This is a genomic window from Streptomyces sp. NRRL F-525 (genome assembly GCF_000716605.1).
Lineage (GTDB): Bacteria > Actinomycetota > Actinomycetes > Streptomycetales > Streptomycetaceae > Streptomyces.
Genome location: NZ_JNXE01000037.1, coordinates 1 through 17,116 on the forward strand (window position 1 = coordinate 1; position 17,116 = coordinate 17,116).

14 protein-coding genes are annotated in these 17,116 nt (G+C 69.9%); all 14 read left to right on the plus strand.

Features of this window, described 5'->3' with window-relative positions; all coding sequences use genetic code 11:
- Positions 1–704 (plus strand): DALR anticodon-binding domain-containing protein (locus tag OO69_RS37430; protein ID WP_033285387.1); only part of this gene is annotated, 704 nt, incomplete at its 5' end.
- A gap of 63 nt (positions 705–767) precedes the next feature.
- Positions 768–2,159, plus strand: coding sequence for a diaminopimelate decarboxylase (lysA, locus tag OO69_RS37435; RefSeq protein ID WP_033285388.1), 1,392 nt, complete (start codon positions 768–770; stop codon positions 2,157–2,159).
- Between the two features lie 160 nt (positions 2,160–2,319).
- Positions 2,320–3,612, plus strand: a complete 1,293-nt coding sequence (locus OO69_RS37440) for a homoserine dehydrogenase (RefSeq protein ID WP_033285389.1) — start codon at positions 2,320–2,322, stop codon at positions 3,610–3,612.
- 6 nt (positions 3,613–3,618) lie between these two features.
- Complete coding sequence (gene thrC, locus OO69_RS37445; protein ID WP_033285390.1) at positions 3,619–4,677, plus strand: threonine synthase; 1,059 nt, start codon at positions 3,619–3,621, stop codon at positions 4,675–4,677.
- A 247-nt stretch (positions 4,678–4,924) separates the two neighbouring features.
- Entirely contained in the window at positions 4,925–5,854 is a 930-nt protein-coding gene (thrB, locus tag OO69_RS37450; protein ID WP_033285391.1) for a homoserine kinase, read from the plus strand.
- 384 nt (positions 5,855–6,238) lie between these two features.
- Positions 6,239–8,317, plus strand: coding sequence for a transcription termination factor Rho (rho, locus tag OO69_RS37455; protein WP_033285392.1), 2,079 nt, complete (start codon positions 6,239–6,241; stop codon positions 8,315–8,317).
- Positions 8,318–8,467: 150 nt separating this feature from the next.
- Positions 8,468–10,327 carry a trypsin-like serine protease gene (locus OO69_RS37460; RefSeq protein ID WP_033285393.1) on the plus strand — a complete coding sequence of 620 codons (1,860 nt, stop codon included), beginning with the start codon at positions 8,468–8,470 and terminating at the stop codon, positions 10,325–10,327.
- Positions 10,328–10,545: 218 nt separating this feature from the next.
- Positions 10,546–11,682 carry an LCP family protein gene (locus OO69_RS37465; RefSeq protein ID WP_033285394.1) on the plus strand — a complete coding sequence of 379 codons (1,137 nt, stop codon included), beginning with the start codon at positions 10,546–10,548 and terminating at the stop codon, positions 11,680–11,682.
- A 184-nt stretch (positions 11,683–11,866) separates the two neighbouring features.
- Positions 11,867–12,091, plus strand: coding sequence for a 50S ribosomal protein L31 (rpmE, locus tag OO69_RS37470; protein ID WP_019060712.1), 225 nt, complete (start codon positions 11,867–11,869; stop codon positions 12,089–12,091).
- Between the two features lie 293 nt (positions 12,092–12,384).
- Positions 12,385–13,461: a peptide chain release factor 1 gene (gene prfA, locus OO69_RS37475; protein ID WP_033285395.1), complete on the plus strand. Its 1,077-nt coding sequence runs from the start codon at positions 12,385–12,387 to the stop codon at positions 13,459–13,461.
- A 46-nt stretch (positions 13,462–13,507) separates the two neighbouring features.
- Positions 13,508–14,353 (plus strand): peptide chain release factor N(5)-glutamine methyltransferase, encoded by an 846-nt coding sequence (gene prmC / locus OO69_RS37480; protein ID WP_019073183.1) that lies wholly within the window; start codon positions 13,508–13,510, stop codon positions 14,351–14,353.
- A 55-nt stretch (positions 14,354–14,408) separates the two neighbouring features.
- Positions 14,409–15,056: an L-threonylcarbamoyladenylate synthase gene (locus tag OO69_RS37485; protein WP_033285396.1), complete on the plus strand. Its 648-nt coding sequence runs from the start codon at positions 14,409–14,411 to the stop codon at positions 15,054–15,056.
- Complete coding sequence (locus tag OO69_RS37490; protein ID WP_033285397.1) at positions 15,053–15,730, plus strand: low molecular weight phosphatase family protein; 678 nt, start codon at positions 15,053–15,055, stop codon at positions 15,728–15,730. The genes OO69_RS37485 and OO69_RS37490 overlap by 4 nt, the downstream gene beginning before the upstream one ends.
- Positions 15,731–15,801: 71 nt before the next feature.
- Positions 15,802–17,040, plus strand: a complete 1,239-nt coding sequence (gene glyA / locus OO69_RS37495) for a serine hydroxymethyltransferase (RefSeq protein WP_033285398.1) — start codon at positions 15,802–15,804, stop codon at positions 17,038–17,040.
- The last annotated feature ends 76 nt before the right edge of the window (positions 17,041–17,116 follow it).

Genomic DNA, 17,116 nt, shown 5'->3' on the forward strand with positions numbered 1-17,116 from the left:
CCCCCCACTTCGTCCAGCTCCACGCCCCCCACGAGCCACGCGCCCTCGTCGTCATGGAGGCAGTCGCCCGCATCCTGCGTTCGCAGGGCTCGCTCGTGCGCACCAGCTGTGAGGGCCGGCCCGAATCCGAGTGGGTGGCCGTCCTCGGTGTTGAGGTCGACGCGCACGGGACCCCGGTGGCACCGGCTCCTCTCGATGTCAACGTGCGGCCCGTGCCGGTATCCGATCCCGCGGAACTGCTTCCCCTCGGCCGCGACGCCGCGCTCTGGGCCCTCCTTCACCCCGCCGCTCACGACCGGCCCCGCCTCACCGCCGACCACCTCGTGCAGCGGGAGAGCAACCCTCTCTTCCGGGTCCGTTACGCCTACGCCCGCACCCGGGCCGTCAGCCGTAACGCCGCCGCCCTCGGCTTCACCCCGGCACCGGGCGACGTACCAGAGGACACCGCCCCGCTCCTCACCCACCTCGCCGACCACCCCCGCCTCCTCGCCCGCGCGGCAGCGCACCGCGCGCCCGACCTGCTCGCCCGTCACCTGGTCGCCGTAGCCGACGCGACCCTCGTGCTCCTGCCCGCCACGCTTCCGCTCGGGGACGAGAAACCCTCGGCCGCCCACCGTGCCCGGCTCGCGCTCGCCGAAGCCGCCGGGGCGGTGCTCGCCGGTGGCCTGTCCCTGCTCGGCATCGATGCCCCCGAACACCTCTGAGCGCCAGGACCGACAAGACTCCGCACGATCTGCGCGCCAGGAAGAGACAGAAGAGAAGACGACATGAGCCGTTCCGCACACCCCGCCGGTCCCCGTCACGCCGACGTCCTGCCCGAGGGGCACTACTCCGCCCCGGCCGCCGACCTCAACGAACTCGACCCCAAGGTGTGGGCGCAGACCGTCGGCCGGGACGCGGACGGTGTCGTCACCGTCGGCGGGATCGACGTGAAGACGCTCGCCGAGCAGCACGGCACCCCGGCCTACGTTCTCGACGAGGCCGATTTCCGGGAGCGCGCCCGGGCCTGGCGTACCGCGTTCGGGCCGGACGCCGACGTCTTCTACGCCGGCAAGGCGTTCCTGTCCCGTGCCGTCGTGCGGTGGCTGCACGAGGAGGGGCTCAATCTTGATGTGTGTTCCGGGGGTGAGCTCGTCACCGCGCTTTCCGCCGGTATGCCCGCCGACCGCATCGCTTTTCACGGCAACAACAAGTCCGTGAGTGAGATTACGCGGGCCGTCGAGGCCGGTGTCGGGCGGATCGTGCTCGACTCCTTCCAGGAGATCGTGCGGGTCGCCCATATCGCGCAGTCCCTCGGCAAGCGGCAGCCGGTGCAGATCCGGATCACCGTGGGCGTGGAAGCGCACACCCATGAGTTCATCGCCACCGCCCATGAAGACCAGAAGTTCGGGATTCCGCTTGCCGGCGGGCAGGCCGCCGAAGCCGTACGGCGCGCTCTTCAGCTCGACGGGCTCGAAGTCATCGGGATCCACAGCCACATCGGGTCGCAGATCTTCGACATGTCCGGGTTCGAGGTCGCGGCCCATCGGGTGGTCGGGCTGCTGAAGGCCGTTCGCGACGAGCATGGCGTGGAACTGCCCGAGATCGACCTCGGGGGTGGGCTCGGGATCGCCTACACCAGCGACGACGACCCCCGCGAGCCGCACGAGATCGCCAAGGCGCTCACCGAGATCGTCACCCGTGAGTGCGAGTCCGCCAAGCTGCGGACTCCTCGTATCTCCGTCGAGCCGGGGCGCGCCATCGTCGGGCCGACCGCCTTCACGCTCTACGAGGTCGGCACCGTCAAGCCCCTCGACGGGCTGCGGACGTATGTGTCGGTCGACGGGGGCATGTCCGACAACATCAGGACGGCTCTCTACGACGCCGAGTACAGCGTCGCGCTCGTGTCCCGCCGCTCCGACGCCGAGCCCATGCTCGCCCGCGTCGTCGGCAAGCACTGCGAGAGCGGGGACATCGTGGTCAAGGACGCTTTCCTGCCTGGGGACCTGGCACCGGGTGACCTGATCGCCGTACCGGCCACGGGCGCGTACTGCCGTTCCATGGCGAGCAATTACAACCATGTGCTCCGGCCGCCGGTCGTCGCCGTGAAGGATGGGGAGTCGCGGGTCATCGTCCGCCGGGAGACGGAGGAGGACCTCCTGCGTCTCGACGTCGGCTGAACAAGAGGAAGCAGGAGAAGCAGGAAAGGGGTGGAAGATCTCCCGTCTTCCACCCCCGCGGAAATGAAATCGATGTCTCACGATCCGGACCATGGATAGAAACTCCCGTCCGGTGAGTGAGACTGGTCCAACCGATGACGGTATGAGGAAACGAGGTCGGATGATGCGTACGCGTCCGCTGAAGGTGGCGCTGCTGGGCTGTGGAGTGGTCGGCTCAGAGGTGGCGCGCATCATGACGACGCACGCCGACGACCTCGCCGCCCGCATCGGCGCACCCGTCGAGCTCGCGGGCGTCGCCGTACGGCGGCCCTCCAAGGTCCGCGAAGGCATCGACCCCGCCCTCGTCACCACCGACGCCACCGCCCTCGTCAAGCGCGGGGACATCGACGTCGTGGTGGAGGTCATCGGGGGGATCGAGCCCGCCCGTTCCCTCATCACCACCGCCTTCGAGCACGGCGCCTCCGTCGTCTCCGCCAACAAGGCGCTGCTCGCCCAGGACGGCGCCGCTCTGCACGCCGCCGCCGAGCAGCAGGGCAAGGACCTGTACTACGAGGCCGCCGTCGCCGGGGCGATCCCGCTGATCCGGCCGCTGCGCGAGTCCCTCGCCGGTGACAAGGTCAACCGGGTGCTCGGGATCGTCAACGGCACCACCAACTTCATCCTCGACAAGATGGACAGCACGGGCGCGGGCTATCAGGAGGCCCTCGACGAGGCCACCGCGCTCGGGTACGCCGAGGCCGACCCCACCGCCGACGTCGAGGGCTTCGACGCCGCCGCCAAGGCCGCCATCCTCGCCGGGATCGCCTTCCACACGCGCGTGCGTCTCGACGACGTCTACCGCGAGGGCATGACCGAGGTCACCGCCTCCGACTTCGCCTCCGCGAAGAACATGGGCTGCACCATCAAGCTGCTCGCCATCTGCGAGCGGGCCGAGGACGGTGGCAGCGTCACCGCGCGCGTGCATCCCGCGATGATCCCGCTCAGCCACCCGCTCGCCTCCGTCCGCGGCGCCTACAACGCCGTGTTCGTCGAGTCCGACGCCTCCGGCCAGCTGATGTTCTACGGCCCCGGCGCGGGCGGCGCCCCCACCGCCTCCGCCGTGCTCGGCGACCTCGTCGCCGTGTGCCGCAACCGGCTCAACGGGACCACCGGGCCCGGCGAGTCGGCGTACGCCGGACTGCCCGTGTCGGGCATGGGCGAGGTCGTCACGCGGTACCACATCAGCCTCGACGTCGCCGACAAACCAGGTGTTCTCGCACAGGTCGCCACCGTGTTCGCCGAGCACGGTGTCTCGATCGATACGGTTCGGCAGCAGGGGAAGGACGGCGAGGCATCCCTCGTCGTCGTCACGCACCGCGCGTCCGACGCCGCCCTGGGCGGGACCGTCGAGGCGTTGCGCAAGCTCGACACCGTGCGGGGTGTCGCCAGCATCATGCGGGTTGAAGGAGAGTAACCAGCAATGACCCACCAGTGGCGCGGAATCATCGAGGAGTACCGGGACCGGCTCCCGGTGTCCGACAGCACGCCGGTCGTCTCCCTCCGCGAGGGCGGCACGCCCCTCGTGCCCGCGCAGGTGCTCTCCGAGCGCACCGGCTGCGAGGTCCACCTCAAGGTGGAGGGTGCCAACCCGACCGGGTCCTTCAAGGACCGCGGTATGACCATGGCCATCACGCGGGCCAAGGAGGAGGGCGCGCAGGCCGTCATCTGCGCCTCCACCGGCAACACGTCGGCCTCCGCCGCCGCCTACGCCGTACGCGCCGGGATGGTCTGTGCCGTCCTCGTGCCGCGCGGCAAGATCGCGCTCGGCAAGATGGGCCAGGCCCTCGTGCACGGCGCGAAGATCCTCCAGGTCGACGGAAACTTCGACGACTGCCTCACCCTCGCCCGCGAGCTGAGCGACAACTACCCTGTGGCGCTGGTGAATTCGGTCAACCCGGTGCGCATCGAGGGCCAGAAGACGGCTGCCTTCGAGATCGTCGACATGCTCGGCGACGCGCCCGACATCCACGTCCTGCCGGTGGGCAACGCGGGCAACATCACCGCGTACTGGAAGGGCTACAAGGAGTACGCCGGCGACGGCATCGCCGCCAAGTCGCCCCGCATGTGGGGCTTCCAGGCGTCCGGTTCCGCGCCCATCGTGCGCGGCGAGATCGTCAAGGACCCCTCGACGATCGCCACCGCGATCCGCATCGGCAACCCGGCTTCCTGGCAGTTCGCGCTGGACGCGCGGGACGAGTCCGGCGGGTTCATCGACGAGGTGACGGACCGTGAGATCCTGCGCGCCTACCGGCTGTTGGCCGCTCAGGAGGGCGTCTTCGTCGAGCCCGCTTCTGCCGCTTCCGTCGCCGGTCTGCTGAAGGCGGCCGAGCAGGGCAAGGTCGACCCGGGCCAGACCATCGTCTGCACGGTGACCGGAAACGGTCTGAAGGACCCCGACTGGGCGGTCGCGGGTGCCCCGCAGCCGGTCACGATCCCGGTCGACGCGCCGACCGCGGCCGAGCGCCTCGGTCTGGCGTAAAGCCGCCTGGCGGGTATTCGCCACGGGGGGTGCACAGGGGGCTTACGACACGCATCGTGCGCCTCCTGTGCGCCCTATGTCGCCACAGAACCTTCCTTCGATAGGCTGTACCGAACCCGCCCGCCGCATATGCCTGCGCGCATGGCTCGGCACCGCGCCGTCTCCACGGCCCGAGGGTCTTCACGTACCTATCGAATCTCATCGAATGTCTTCGACAGTCACGCAGCTCAAGGAGAGTCATCGAGCGATGGCCGGTCCAGCCTTCCGCGCCGCCGCCGTCCGGGTGCGCGTCCCCGCCACCAGCGCCAACCTCGGCCCGGGCTTCGACGCCTTCGGCCTCTCGCTGGGGCTCTACGACGACGTCGTCGTCCGTGTCGCCGACTCCGGGCTGCTCATCGACATCGCGGGCGAGGGCAGCGAGACCCTCCCGCGCGACGAGAACCACCTCCTCGTACGGTCCCTGCGCACCGCCTTCGACCTGCTCGGCGGACAGCCGCGCGGCCTCGAGATCGTGTGCGCCAACCGCATTCCGCACGGCCGCGGCCTGGGCTCCTCCTCCGCCGCCATCTGCGCCGGCATCGTCGCCGCGCGCGCCGTGACCATAGGCGGGGACTCCCGGCTCGACGACACGGCCCTGCTGGAACTCGCCACCGAGATTGAGGGCCACCCCGACAACGTCGCGGCCTGTCTGCTGGGCGGATTCACGCTCTCCTGGATGGACGGGGGAGCCGCGCGGGCGATCAGGATGGACCCGGCCGATTCCATCGTTCCGGTGGTTTTCGTGCCCGGGAAACCGGTGCTCACCGAGACCGCGCGCGGCCTGCTCCCGCGCAGCGTCCCGCACGTCGACGCCGCCGCCAACGCGGGCCGCGCCGCCCTGCTCGTCGAGGCGCTCACCCGGCGCCCCGAGCTGCTGCTGCCCGCCACCGAGGACCGGCTGCACCAGGAGTACCGCGCTCCGGCGATGCCCGAAAGTGCCGCGCTCGTCGACCGGTTGAGGGCGGACGGGGTGCCGGCCGTGATTTCCGGCGCCGGACCGACCGTGCTCGCACTGGTCGACGCCGACAACGCCGACAAGGTGTCCCACCTCGCCGGCGAGGGCTGGGCCGCCAACCGGCTTGATCTCGACGCACAGGGCGCCTGCGTACTGCCGCTCGCGGCCCCCAGCGCCAATTGACTACGTACCGTCGCCGGATTTCGAGAGGGGGAATGTTTGTTGGATCCGGTAGTGTTAATCTCAAGTCTGCACCCGACCCCACCATGGCGAGGTGCTTGTTGTCCCCGTCCGGGACAGACATTCTTCCGGGAGCCTCCCAAGCCGCACCGTGTTCTGTAGGGGCACAGAGCGGTTCGCCGGGCACGCTCCGGAATTGGTGCGACCAAGCCACGTGACACAGACACTCGGTGCCACTGCTTCGGGAAGCGCCGTCACCAGCAATCTCTTCCGCCGCTTAGGCGGACCACCGCCCCGGCACGGTTCACACAGCAAGAACCGAAGCCGGACAGCACAACCGGTCGCCGAGCCAGACAGGCCGACGTCCGCTCCAGGGAAGGACCCTTCGTGAGCGACACCACCGATCTGATGGGCGCGCGTGTCGAGGAGACCGCTGCCGCGCCCGCCACGGACGCCTCCGCGCCTGCCACCGGTGCCGGCTCCCGGCGGCGCCGCGGTACCGGCCTCGACGGCATGGTGCTGGCCGAGCTGCAGCAGGTCGCATCCGGCCTCGGCATCAGGGGCACCGCGCGGATGCGCAAGAGCCAGCTGATCGAGGTCATCAAGGACGCGCAGGCTGGGGGTGCTCCGGCCAAGGCCGAGACCGCCACCGAGACCAAGCCGAAGCGCCGCGCCACCTCCAAGACCCGTACGGGCGACGAGGCGGTTGCCCCGGCCGAGCAGAAGGCCGAGAAGGTCGCCGCAGAGAAGGCCGTGGCCCAGCAGCAGATCGAGATCCCCGGCCAGCCCGCTGGGGGCCCCTCCCGCTCGAGCGAAGCCGAGAGTGGGGGAGACGACGCCCCCGTCGAGCGCCGTCGTCGCCGTGCGACCGCCGAGGCCGGCAGCCCCGAGACGATCACCGCCGAGGCGAAGAACGAGCCGAAGGCCGAGACGCCCGCCGCCGCGCAGGGCGAGGCCCGTGGCGACGCCGGTGACGACGGCCGTCAGGGCCGCCGGGACCGTCGCGACCGCGACCGCGGTGGCCGTCAGGACCGCCAGGACCGCGACCGCGGCGACCGCCGCAAGGACAACGAGCAGCAGGGCGGCGGCCAGCAGCAGAGCAGCGGCCGTCAGGACCGCCAGCAGGGCGGTCAGCAGCAGGACCGTCAGCAGCAGAGCGGTGGCCGCCAGGACCGTCAGGACCGGCAGCAGCGCGACAACGGCCCGCAGGACGACGACGACTTCGAGGGCGGCCGGCGCGGCCGTCGCGGCCGGTACCGGGACCGCCGGGGCCGTCGCGGACGTGACGAGTTCGGCGGCGGTGCCGCGGGCGAGCCGCAGGTCGCCGACGACGACGTCCTGATCCCCGTCGCGGGCATCCTCGACATCCTCGACAACTACGCGTTCATCCGGACCTCCGGCTACCTGCCGGGCCCGAACGACGTGTACGTCTCCCTCGCCCAGGTCCGTAAGAACGGCCTGCGCAAGGGCGACCACGTCACCGGCGCGGTCCGTCAGCCGAAGGAGGGCGAGCGCCGCGAGAAGTTCAACGCGCTCGTGCGCCTGGACTCGACCAACGGCATGGCCCCCGACTCCGGGCGCGGTCGGCCGGAGTTCAACAAGCTGACGCCGCTGTACCCGCAGGACCGGCTCCGCCTGGAGACCGACCCGGGTGTGCTGACGACCCGCATCATCGACCTCGTCGCGCCGATCGGCAAGGGCCAGCGCGGTCTGATCGTGGCCCCGCCGAAGACCGGCAAGACCATGATCATGCAGGCCATCGCCAACGCGATCACGCACAACAACCCCGAGTGCCACCTGATGGTCGTCCTGGTCGACGAGCGTCCGGAAGAGGTCACCGACATGCAGCGGTCGGTGAAGGGCGAGGTCATCTCCTCGACCTTCGACCGTCCCGCCGAGGACCACACCACGGTCGCCGAGCTCGCCATCGAGCGCGCCAAGCGGCTGGTGGAGCTGGGCCACGACGTCGTCGTACTCCTGGACTCCATCACGCGTCTGGGCCGTGCGTACAACCTCGCGGCGCCCGCCTCCGGCCGCATCCTGTCCGGTGGTGTCGACTCCACGGCGCTGTACCCGCCCAAGCGCTTCTTCGGTGCCGCGCGCAACATCGAGGACGGCGGTTCGCTGACCATCCTCGCCACGGCGCTCGTCGACACCGGCTCGCGCATGGACGAGGTCATCTTCGAGGAGTTCAAGGGCACGGGCAACGCCGAGCTGAAGCTCGACCGGAAGCTCGCCGACAAGCGCATCTTCCCGGCGGTGGACGTCGACGCGTCCGGTACCCGTAAGGAAGAGATCCTGCTCGGCAGCGACGAGTTGGCCGTCACCTGGAAGCTGCGCCGGGTGCTGCACGCGCTCGACCAGCAGCAGGCGATCGAGCTGCTCCTCGACAAAATGAAGCAGACGAAGTCGAACGCCGAGTTCCTGCTCCAGATCCAGAAGACCACTCCTGGCAACGGCGACTAAGGCAAGTCAGCGTTATCAAAGGGCCGCTCCCTGTTAAGGGGGCGGCCCTTCGCGTTGTCAGTGGCTCGCTGTACGATCGCGCCCTTCGGACTTGCTTTCGACAATCGTCCGAACTTCTGATCCCGAGGGGGGACTTGAGTGGGTACGCCCATGCCTGGGGCTGGTCGGCACAGACGCCGGATACGTTTCGGCCTGCCTGTCGCCGCGGCCGGTATCGCCGCCGCCGTGACCGCCGCACTGATGACGACGTCCGCCGGCGCGGCCACCGCGCTGCCGACGCCGACCGTGAAGCCCGCCGTGAGCACGACGTCGCTCGCCACGCTGAAGAAGCGCATCGTGGGCGCCGAGGCCGGTGACGACATCGCCGGGGAGAAGACCAAGAAGGCCTCCCTGAGCGCGAGCACCACCGGCACGGCGGCCGTCAGCCCGAAGATCATCGGCGGCACGACGACCACCATCAACACCGCGCCGTTCATGGCGCAGCTCTGGTACTACGACGACAAGGGCACCGCCGACGAGAGCGACGACCTCGGCTTCTTCTGCGGCGGCTCGGTCATCTCGCCGTCGAAGATCCTGACGGCCGGGCACTGCACCAAGGACGAGCACGGCAAGGCCTACGACTGGGCCAAGTACGGCGCCGTCGTCACCAGCGCCACGGTGCTGCCGACCACGGACGCCGACGGCAACGCCGACCTGCACGGCGGCCAGGCCACCGCGGTCCTGCGCCAGTGGACCCACCCGTCGTACAGCCCGACGACCATCGACAACGACATCGCGGTCCTCACCCTGGCGGCCCCCGTCAAGGCGACCCCGATCCGCATGACGACGAACACCGACACGGCGTCGTACACGGGCACGCCCGCGAAGACCGCCAAGGTCTACGGCTGGGGCCGCACCAGCTCCCAGACCGAGGACATCTCCGAGACGCTGAAGACGGCCACGCTGCCGATCCAGTCGGACGCCACCTGCACCGGCGCCTACGGCAGCCTCGTCATCAAGGCGCACATGATCTGCGCGGGCACGCCCGCCACCGGCAGCGACACCGGTACGACGGCGATCTGCAACGGCGACTCCGGCGGCCCGCTGGTCGTCGGCGGCCGGATCGTCGGTGTCGTCTCCTGGAGCGGCGACGACGGTGACGCCACCACCGTCAACGACTGCGTCGTCGAGGGCACCTACGGCGTCTTCACGAAGGTCAGCGCCTACGTCGGCGCGGCCTACGCGCAGGTCGACGACGGCAACCTGAGCTACAGCGACAACAAGGCCGACGTCTACGCCCGCAAGTCCTCCAACAAGGTGGGCTACGAGCTGGACTCCAGGGGCACCTCGCTGGCCACGCGCGTCTCCCTGGGCGACTGGGGCGGCGTCAACCTGGTCCGCTCGGCCGACCTGAACCGGGACGGCTACCAGGACTGGATCTACCGGACCGCCGCCGGCGCGGTCTACTGGGACCACTTCCAGCTCAACAGCGCGCGGGACGACGGCAGTTGGGTCAGCACGAAGATCTTCGCCAACTGGAAGACCCGCACCCGGATCATCGCCCCCGGCGATGTCACCGGCGACTACCTGCCCGACCTGGTCTCGGTCGACAGCGCCGGCGTGCTGTGGATCTACCCGGGCAAGGGCAACGGCACCTTCAGTTCGCCGTCGCGGGTCGGCGGGGGCTGGAGCCAGTACAACACGCTGGTCGGCCACGGCGACTTCAACGGTGACGGCAAGGCCGACCTGCTCGCCCGCAACAAGAGCACCGGAGTCGTCTACCTGTACAAGGGCGCCGGCAAGTCCGGCACGGGTGCCTTCGCGGCCCGTGTGAAGGTGCGCACCTGGGGCAGCTACAACGCCTTCGACGCCGTCGGTGACTTCACCGGCGACGGCAAGGCGGACCTCCTGATCCGCAACGCGAGCAACACGCTGTACCTCTACCCGGGCACCGGCAAGGCCACGAGCGAGATCTTCGGCACACCGAAGTCGCTCGGCACCGGTTTCCAGCAGTACGACATCTTCGGCTGAAATCGCAGGTGAGCGGGGCGTAACCCGCTGACGTGACTACACAGAGTGCCCATCGCTGTACGCGATGGGCACTCTGCGTTGTGCAACCCTTTCCCGAGTTTCCCTGTCTGACCTGGCGGAGCGACCATAGAGCGAGGATTGAGCGGTATCAGTCGCTTCGGCCAGGCCTGACCCTGAAAGCAGGGGGTAACCGACCCGGAACGAGATGCGAGGAGCCCATGTCCGCCGAGAGCACGCCGGAGCCCGCCATACCGGGCAAGGACGGCAACGACGGCCCGCGCCACCGCGCCGGAGGCCGTAAGAAGGAGCGCAGTCCGCGTCACAAGGCCCTGCTGATCACGGCCTGGGTCGCGGCCGGCGTCGTCGTGCTGGGCGGCACCGGCGCCGGGTACGTGTACTTCAAGCTCAACGGCAACATCAAGACCGTCGACATCAACCAGGCCCTCGGCACCGACCGGCCGGTCAAGGTCGACAACGGCTCGGAGAACATCCTGGTCCTGGGCTCGGACAGCCGCTCCGGCACGAACAAGAAGCTCGGCGGCGGCACCGACGACGGCAGCGCCCGCTCCGACACCGCGATGATCATCCACGTCTACAAGGGCCACAAGAAGGCCAGCGTGGTGTCCATCCCGCGCGACACCCTCGTCGACCGCCCCGAGTGCACCGACACCAAGGGCGTCACGCACGACGCGGCGTCCGGCGTGATGTTCAACGAGGCGTACTCCACGGGCGGCGCCGCCTGCACGGTGAAGACCGTCGAGTCCGTCACCGGCCTGCGCATGGACCACTACCTGGAAGTCGACTTCGCGGGCTTCGAGAAGCTCATCGACGAACTCGGCGGCGTCCCGGTCACCACGACGAAGGCCATCAAGGACCCGCAGAGCCACCTGGACCTCAAGGCCGGCACCCACACCCTGAACGGCCAGCAGGCCCTCGGCCTGGTCCGCACCCGGCACGGCGTGGGCGACGGCTCCGACCTCGGCCGCATCCAGCTCCAGCAGGCCTTCATCAAGGCCCTGGTCAACCAGGTCAAGCACATCGGCGTCCTCACCAGCCCGACCAAGCTCTACGACCTCGCCAACACCGCCACGAAGGCCGTCACCACCGACTCCGACCTCGGCTCCGTGAACTCCCTCACGTCCTTCGCCAACGGCCTCAAGACCATCAGCTCCAAGAACATGACCATGGTCACGATGCCCGTCGAATACGACCCGGCCAACCCGAACCGGGTGATCGTGGAGAAGTCCAAGGCGCAGCTGGTCTGGACGGCCCTGAAGAACGACCGCCCGATCCCGGCAGCAGCAACAAAGGGCACGGCGACCGGTGAAGCGAAGGGCGTCGTAACAACTTCGTAAGGCGCACCCCCTAGGGGCGCGGGGAACTGCGCGACCAGCCACAACGCACCCGCGGGGAATAGACAACATCAACCCCCCGTTTTGGGAGATGGCTCCAGTGCTGGCAGACTGGACAGTCGGCCCCGGTTCACGCGACCGCACCCGCGGCAGCGACCCGGCGCCCTCCCGAAACTAGGAGACACCCTTGAAGCGCGAGATCCACCCCGAGTACGTCGAGACCCAGGTCAGCTGCACCTGTGGCGCGTCGTTCACCACCCGCAGCACGATCACGAGCGGCAACATCCGCGCCGAGGTCTGCTCCGAGTGCCACCCGTTCTACACGGGCAAGCAGAAGATCCTCGACACCGGTGGCCGCGTGGCCCGCTTCGAGGCCCGCTTCGGCAAGGCTGCTGCAGGCTCCACGAAGTAGCGAGCTTCCCTAGGGCCTGTCCGGCGGATCCTGTCGGAGACGCGGGGCCTGGCACGCACATCTGCGGCGTTGTCGTCGGTCGCCAACGCTCCGCGTTGACTCCCTCCTCCGCCTTGCAGCTGCACGCACCAGGCCCCGCTCACCGGCACTCATGAGGTTCGGCGGATTTCCTCCGACCTGATCCGCCGGACAGGCCCTAGCGCCGGTCCACGGCCACGCCCTTTTTTCGGCGTGCCGGGACCGGCGTTTTTGGTCGCCCGCCTTCCCTTCCGTACGCATTTCAGGAGCCCAAGATGTTCGAGGCTGTCGAGGACCTCATCGGCGAGCACGCCGACCTTGAGACGAAGCTCGCCGACCCGTCGGTCCACGCCGACCAGGCCAACGCGCGCAAGCTGAACAAGCGCTACGCCGAGCTCACCCCGATCGTCGCCACGTACCGCTCCTGGAAGCAGACCGGCGACGACATCGAGACCGCGCGTGAACTCGGCGCCGACGACCCGGAGTTCGCGGCCGAGGTCAAGGAGCTGGAGAAGCACCGGGACGAGATCACGGAGAAGCTGCGCCTTCTTCTCGTACCGCGCGACCCCAGTGACGACAAGGACGTCATCCTCGAGATCAAGGCGGGCGCCGGCGGTGACGAGTCCGCGCTGTTCGCGGGTGACCTGCTGCGCATGTACCTGCGGTACGCGGAGCGCGTCGGCTGGAAGACCGAGATCATCGACGCCACCGAGTCCGAGCTGGGCGGCTACAAGGACGTCCAGGTCGCCGTGAAGACCAAGGGCGGCAACGGCGCGACCGAGCCCGGCCAGGGTGTCTGGGCGCGGCTGAAGTACGAGGGCGGAGTGCACCGCGTGCAGCGCGTCCCGGCGACCGAGTCCGCGGGGCGTATCCACACCTCGGCGGCCGGTGTCCTGGTCACCCCCGAGGCGGAGGAGGTCGACGTCGAGATCAACCCGAACGACCTCCGCATCGACGTCTACCGCTCGTCCGGTCCCGGCGGGCAGTCCGTCAACACGACCGACTCCGCGGTGCGCATCACGCACATTCCGACCGGAGTCGTCGCTTCCTGCCAGAACGAGAAGAGCCAGCTGCAGAACAAGGAGCAGGCACTGCGTATCCTGCGCTCCAGGCTGCTCGCCGCGGCGCAGGAGGAGGCGGAGCGCAACGCCGCCGACGCCCGCCGCAGCCAGGTCCGCACGGTCGACCGCTCCGAGAAGATCCGTACGTACAACTTCCCGGAGAACCGCATCTCGGACCACCGCGTCGGATTCAAGGCGTACAACCTCGACCAGGTCCTGGACGGGGACCTCGACGCGATGATCCAGGCTTGCGTGGACGCGGACTCGGCCGCCAAGCTCGCGGCGGCGTAAGGCACGGCACGGTTCGGCACGGACGAGTACGACACGGAGGACTTGCGTGAACCTGCTGCTAGCAGAGGTGGCCCAGGCCACCCAGCGGCTGGCCGACGCCGGCGTGCCCTCGCCGCGCAACGACGCGGAGGAGCTCGCCGCGTTCGTGCACGGTGTGAAGCGGGGCGAGCTGCACTCCGTGAAGGACGTGGACTTCGACGCCCGCTACTGGGAGACCATCGCCCGGCGCGAGCAGCGTGAGCCGCTCCAGCACATCACCGGCCGCGCCTTCTTCCGGTACCTGGAACTCCAGGTCGGGCCGGGGGTGTTCGTGCCGCGCCCCGAGACCGAGTCGGTGGTCGGCTGGGCCATAGACGCGGTCCGCGCGATGGACGTCGTAGAGCCGCTGATCGTGGACCTCTGCACCGGCTCCGGAGCCATCGCGCTCGCCCTCGCGCAGGAGGTCCCGCGCTCCCGGGTGCACGCCGTGGAGCTGTCCGAGGACGCGCTCCAGTGGACCCGCAAGAACATGGAGGGGTCGAGGGTCGACCTGCGGCAGGGGAACGCCCTGGACGCCTTCCCCGACCTCGACGGCCATGTCGACCTGGTCATCTCCAACCCGCCGTACATCCCCCTCACGGAGTGGGAGTACGTCGCTCCCGAGGCGCGGGACTACGACCCCGAACTCGCCCTGTTCTCAGGGGAGGACGGCCTCGACCTGATCCGCGGCATCGAGCGCACCGCACACCGTCTCCTGCGTCCCGGCGGTGTCGTCGTCATCGAGCACGCCGACACCCAGGGCGGCCAGGTGCCGTGGATCTTCACCGAGGAACGTGGCTGGGCCGACGCGGCCGACCACCCCGATCTCAACAACCGCCCGCGCTTCGCGACCGCCCGCAGGGCGACGCCATGACCAGCGCCCCGACTTTCGACCCGCAGCAGTACGTGTACGAGGAGGCCCGCTAGATATGGCACGGCGATACGACACCAATGACGCGACCGACCGCACGACGGGTCTGCGCGAGGCCGCATCCGCCGTCCGCCGGGGCGAACTCGTGGTCCTGCCGACCGACACGGTCTACGGCATCGGGGCCGACGCGTTCTCCTCGGAGGCCGTCGCCGATCTCCTGGACGCCAAGGGCCGGGGCCGCAACATGCCCACCCCCGTCCTCATCGGCTCCCCGAACACGCTGCACGGCCTCGTCACGGACTTCTCCGAGCTGGCCTGGGAACTCGTCGACGCGTTCTGGCCGGGCGCCCTCACGCTGGTCGCCAAGCACCAGCCGTCGCTGCAGTGGGACCTGGGGGACACCCGGGGCACGGTCGCCGTCCGCATGCCGCTGCACCCGGTCGCCATCGAGCTGCTGACGGAGGTCGGTCCGATGGCGGTCTCCTCGGCGAACCTCACCGGGCACCCCGCGCCGGAGGACTGCGACGCGGCCCAGGAGATGCTCGGCGACTCCGTCTCCGTGTACCTCGACGGCGGCCCGACGCCCGGCAACGTGCCGTCGTCGATCGTCGACGTCACGCGCGAGGTCCCGCTGCTGCTGCGCGCGGGCGCGATCTCGGCGGAGGAGCTGCGCAAGGTCGTACCCGACCTCGAGGTGGCGAATTGACAGCCCCTGACGCGGGGCGTGGCATAGGCAACGGGGAAGTGACGGGGAACCTGTTCGAACGAGGCCTCCCCATGGACAGCTTCCGCATCCTCCACGTCAGCACCGGCAACGTGTGCCGCTCGCCGATCACCGAGCGGCTGACCCGTCATGCCCTGGCGGACCGGCTCGGCGACCCGCTGTGGGGCGGGCTGATCGTGGAGAGCGCCGGCACATGGGGCCACGAGGGCGCACCCATGGAGACCAACGCGGCGACCGTCCTCACCGACTTCGGCGCGGACCCCTCCGGGTTCACCGGCCGCGAGCTGCTCGACGACCACGTGATCCGCGCCGACCTGGTCCTGACGGCCACCCGCGACCACCGCGCCCAGGTCATCTCGATGGGCCACTCGGCGGGCCTGCGCACCTTCACCCTCAAGGAGTTCACCCGCCTGGTGAAGGCGATAGACCCCACGACCCTCCCACCCCTGGAGGACGGCATGGTGGCCCGCGCCCGCGCCCTGGTCCGCGCGGCGGCGGCCCTCCGCGGCTGGCTCCTGGCCCCCACGGCGGAGGCGGACGAGGTCTTCGACCCGTACGGGGCACCCCTCCCGTTCTTCCGCTCCATCGGGGATGAGATAAACCAGGCGATCGACCCCGTGGTCACCGCCCTCACCGGCGTCCCCGCGAAGACGTAGCAACGCCCGCGCGCCCCTCCCGTCCCGGGCCTACATTGGACGTACGTCACCGTCGACGCCCGGAGCCTGCCATGTCGGTCATCCCTGTCCTCGAGGCCGATGTCCTGCGTCGGCAGGACCCCGAGCTGGCCGAGATCCTGCTCGGGGAGCTGGCGCGGCAGTCGACGACGCTCCAGCTGATCGCCGCCGAGAACTTCACCTCGCCCGCCGTGCTGGCCGCGCTCGGCTCCCCGCTCGCGAACAAGTACGCCGAGGGATACCCCGGCGCCCGCCACCACGGCGGCTGCGAGATCGTCGACGTCGCCGAGCGCGTCGCCGTAGACCGGGCGAAGGCGCTGTTCGGGGCCGAGCACGCCAACGTGCAGGCGCATTCCGGGTCTTCGGCCGTGCTCGCCGCCTACGCCGCGCTGCTGCGGCCCGGTGACACCGTCCTCGCGCTGGGGCTGCCGTACGGCGGGCATCTCACGCACGGGTCGCCCGCGAACTTCTCCGGGCGGTGGTTCGACTTCGTGGGCTACGGGGTCGATGCCGAGACCGGGATCGTCGACTACGCGCAGGTGCGGTCCCTTGCCCGCCTGCATCGGCCCAAGGCGATCGTCTGCGGGTCCATCGCCTATCCCCGGCACATCGACTATGCCTTCTTCCGCGAGGTCGCCGACGAGGTGGGCGCCTATCTCATCGCCGACGCCGCGCATCCCATCGGCCTGGTCGCCGGGGGAGCGGCGCCGAACCCGGTGCCGTACGCCGACGTCGTCTGCGCGACCACGCACAAGGTGCTGCGCGGGCCGCGCGGCGGGATGCTGCTGTGCGGGAGCGAGCTGGCCGAGCGGGTGGACCGGGCCGTTTTCCCGTTCACCCAGGGCGGTGCCCAGATGCACACCATCGCCGCGAAGGCCGTCGCGTTCGGCGAGGCGGCGACTCCGGCCTTCACGGCGTACGCCCATCAGGTGGTCGCCAATGCCCGGGTGCTCGCGGCCGGGCTGGCGGCGGAGGGGCTGGTCGTCACGACCGGCGGTACCGACACCCATCTCATCACCGCCGACCCGCTGCCCCTCGGCGTCGACGGACGTGCCGCACGGGGTCAACTCGCCGCCGCCGGAATGGTGTTGGACTGCTGCGCGCTCCCGCACGGGGACTCGCGCGGGCTGCGGCTGGGCACCGCCGCGGTGACCACGCAGGGCATGGGGGAGGGCGAGATGGCGGGGATCGCGGCGCTGGTCGCGGGAGTGCTCCGCGGGCGGGTCGACGCCCGGTCGGCCCGTGACGAAGTGCGGGATCTTGTGGGTGGATTCCCGCCGTATCCGGGCTGAACGGGGGTACCCGGACCCACGTGCACAGCCACACGTGCAACCATCGTCGCTACCCGGAAGTCCCCAACCATATGCG

Coding starts and splice junctions, on each gene's coding strand:
- OO69_RS37460 (WP_033285393.1), top strand. CDS start 8,468: ATGCCTGGGGCTGGTCGGCACAGACGCCGGATACGTTTCGGCCTGCCT.
- lysA (WP_033285388.1), top strand. CDS start 768: ATGAGCCGTTCCGCACACCCCGCCGGTCCCCGTCACGCCGACGTCCTG.
- OO69_RS37485 (WP_033285396.1), top strand. CDS start 14,409: ATGGCACGGCGATACGACACCAATGACGCGACCGACCGCACGACGGGT.
- OO69_RS37440 (WP_033285389.1), top strand. CDS start 2,320: ATGATGCGTACGCGTCCGCTGAAGGTGGCGCTGCTGGGCTGTGGAGTG.
- OO69_RS37465 (WP_033285394.1), top strand. CDS start 10,546: ATGTCCGCCGAGAGCACGCCGGAGCCCGCCATACCGGGCAAGGACGGC.
- thrC (WP_033285390.1), top strand. CDS start 3,619: ATGACCCACCAGTGGCGCGGAATCATCGAGGAGTACCGGGACCGGCTC.
- thrB (WP_033285391.1), top strand. CDS start 4,925: ATGGCCGGTCCAGCCTTCCGCGCCGCCGCCGTCCGGGTGCGCGTCCCC.
- prfA (WP_033285395.1), top strand. CDS start 12,385: ATGTTCGAGGCTGTCGAGGACCTCATCGGCGAGCACGCCGACCTTGAG.
- glyA (WP_033285398.1), top strand. CDS start 15,802: ATGTCGGTCATCCCTGTCCTCGAGGCCGATGTCCTGCGTCGGCAGGAC.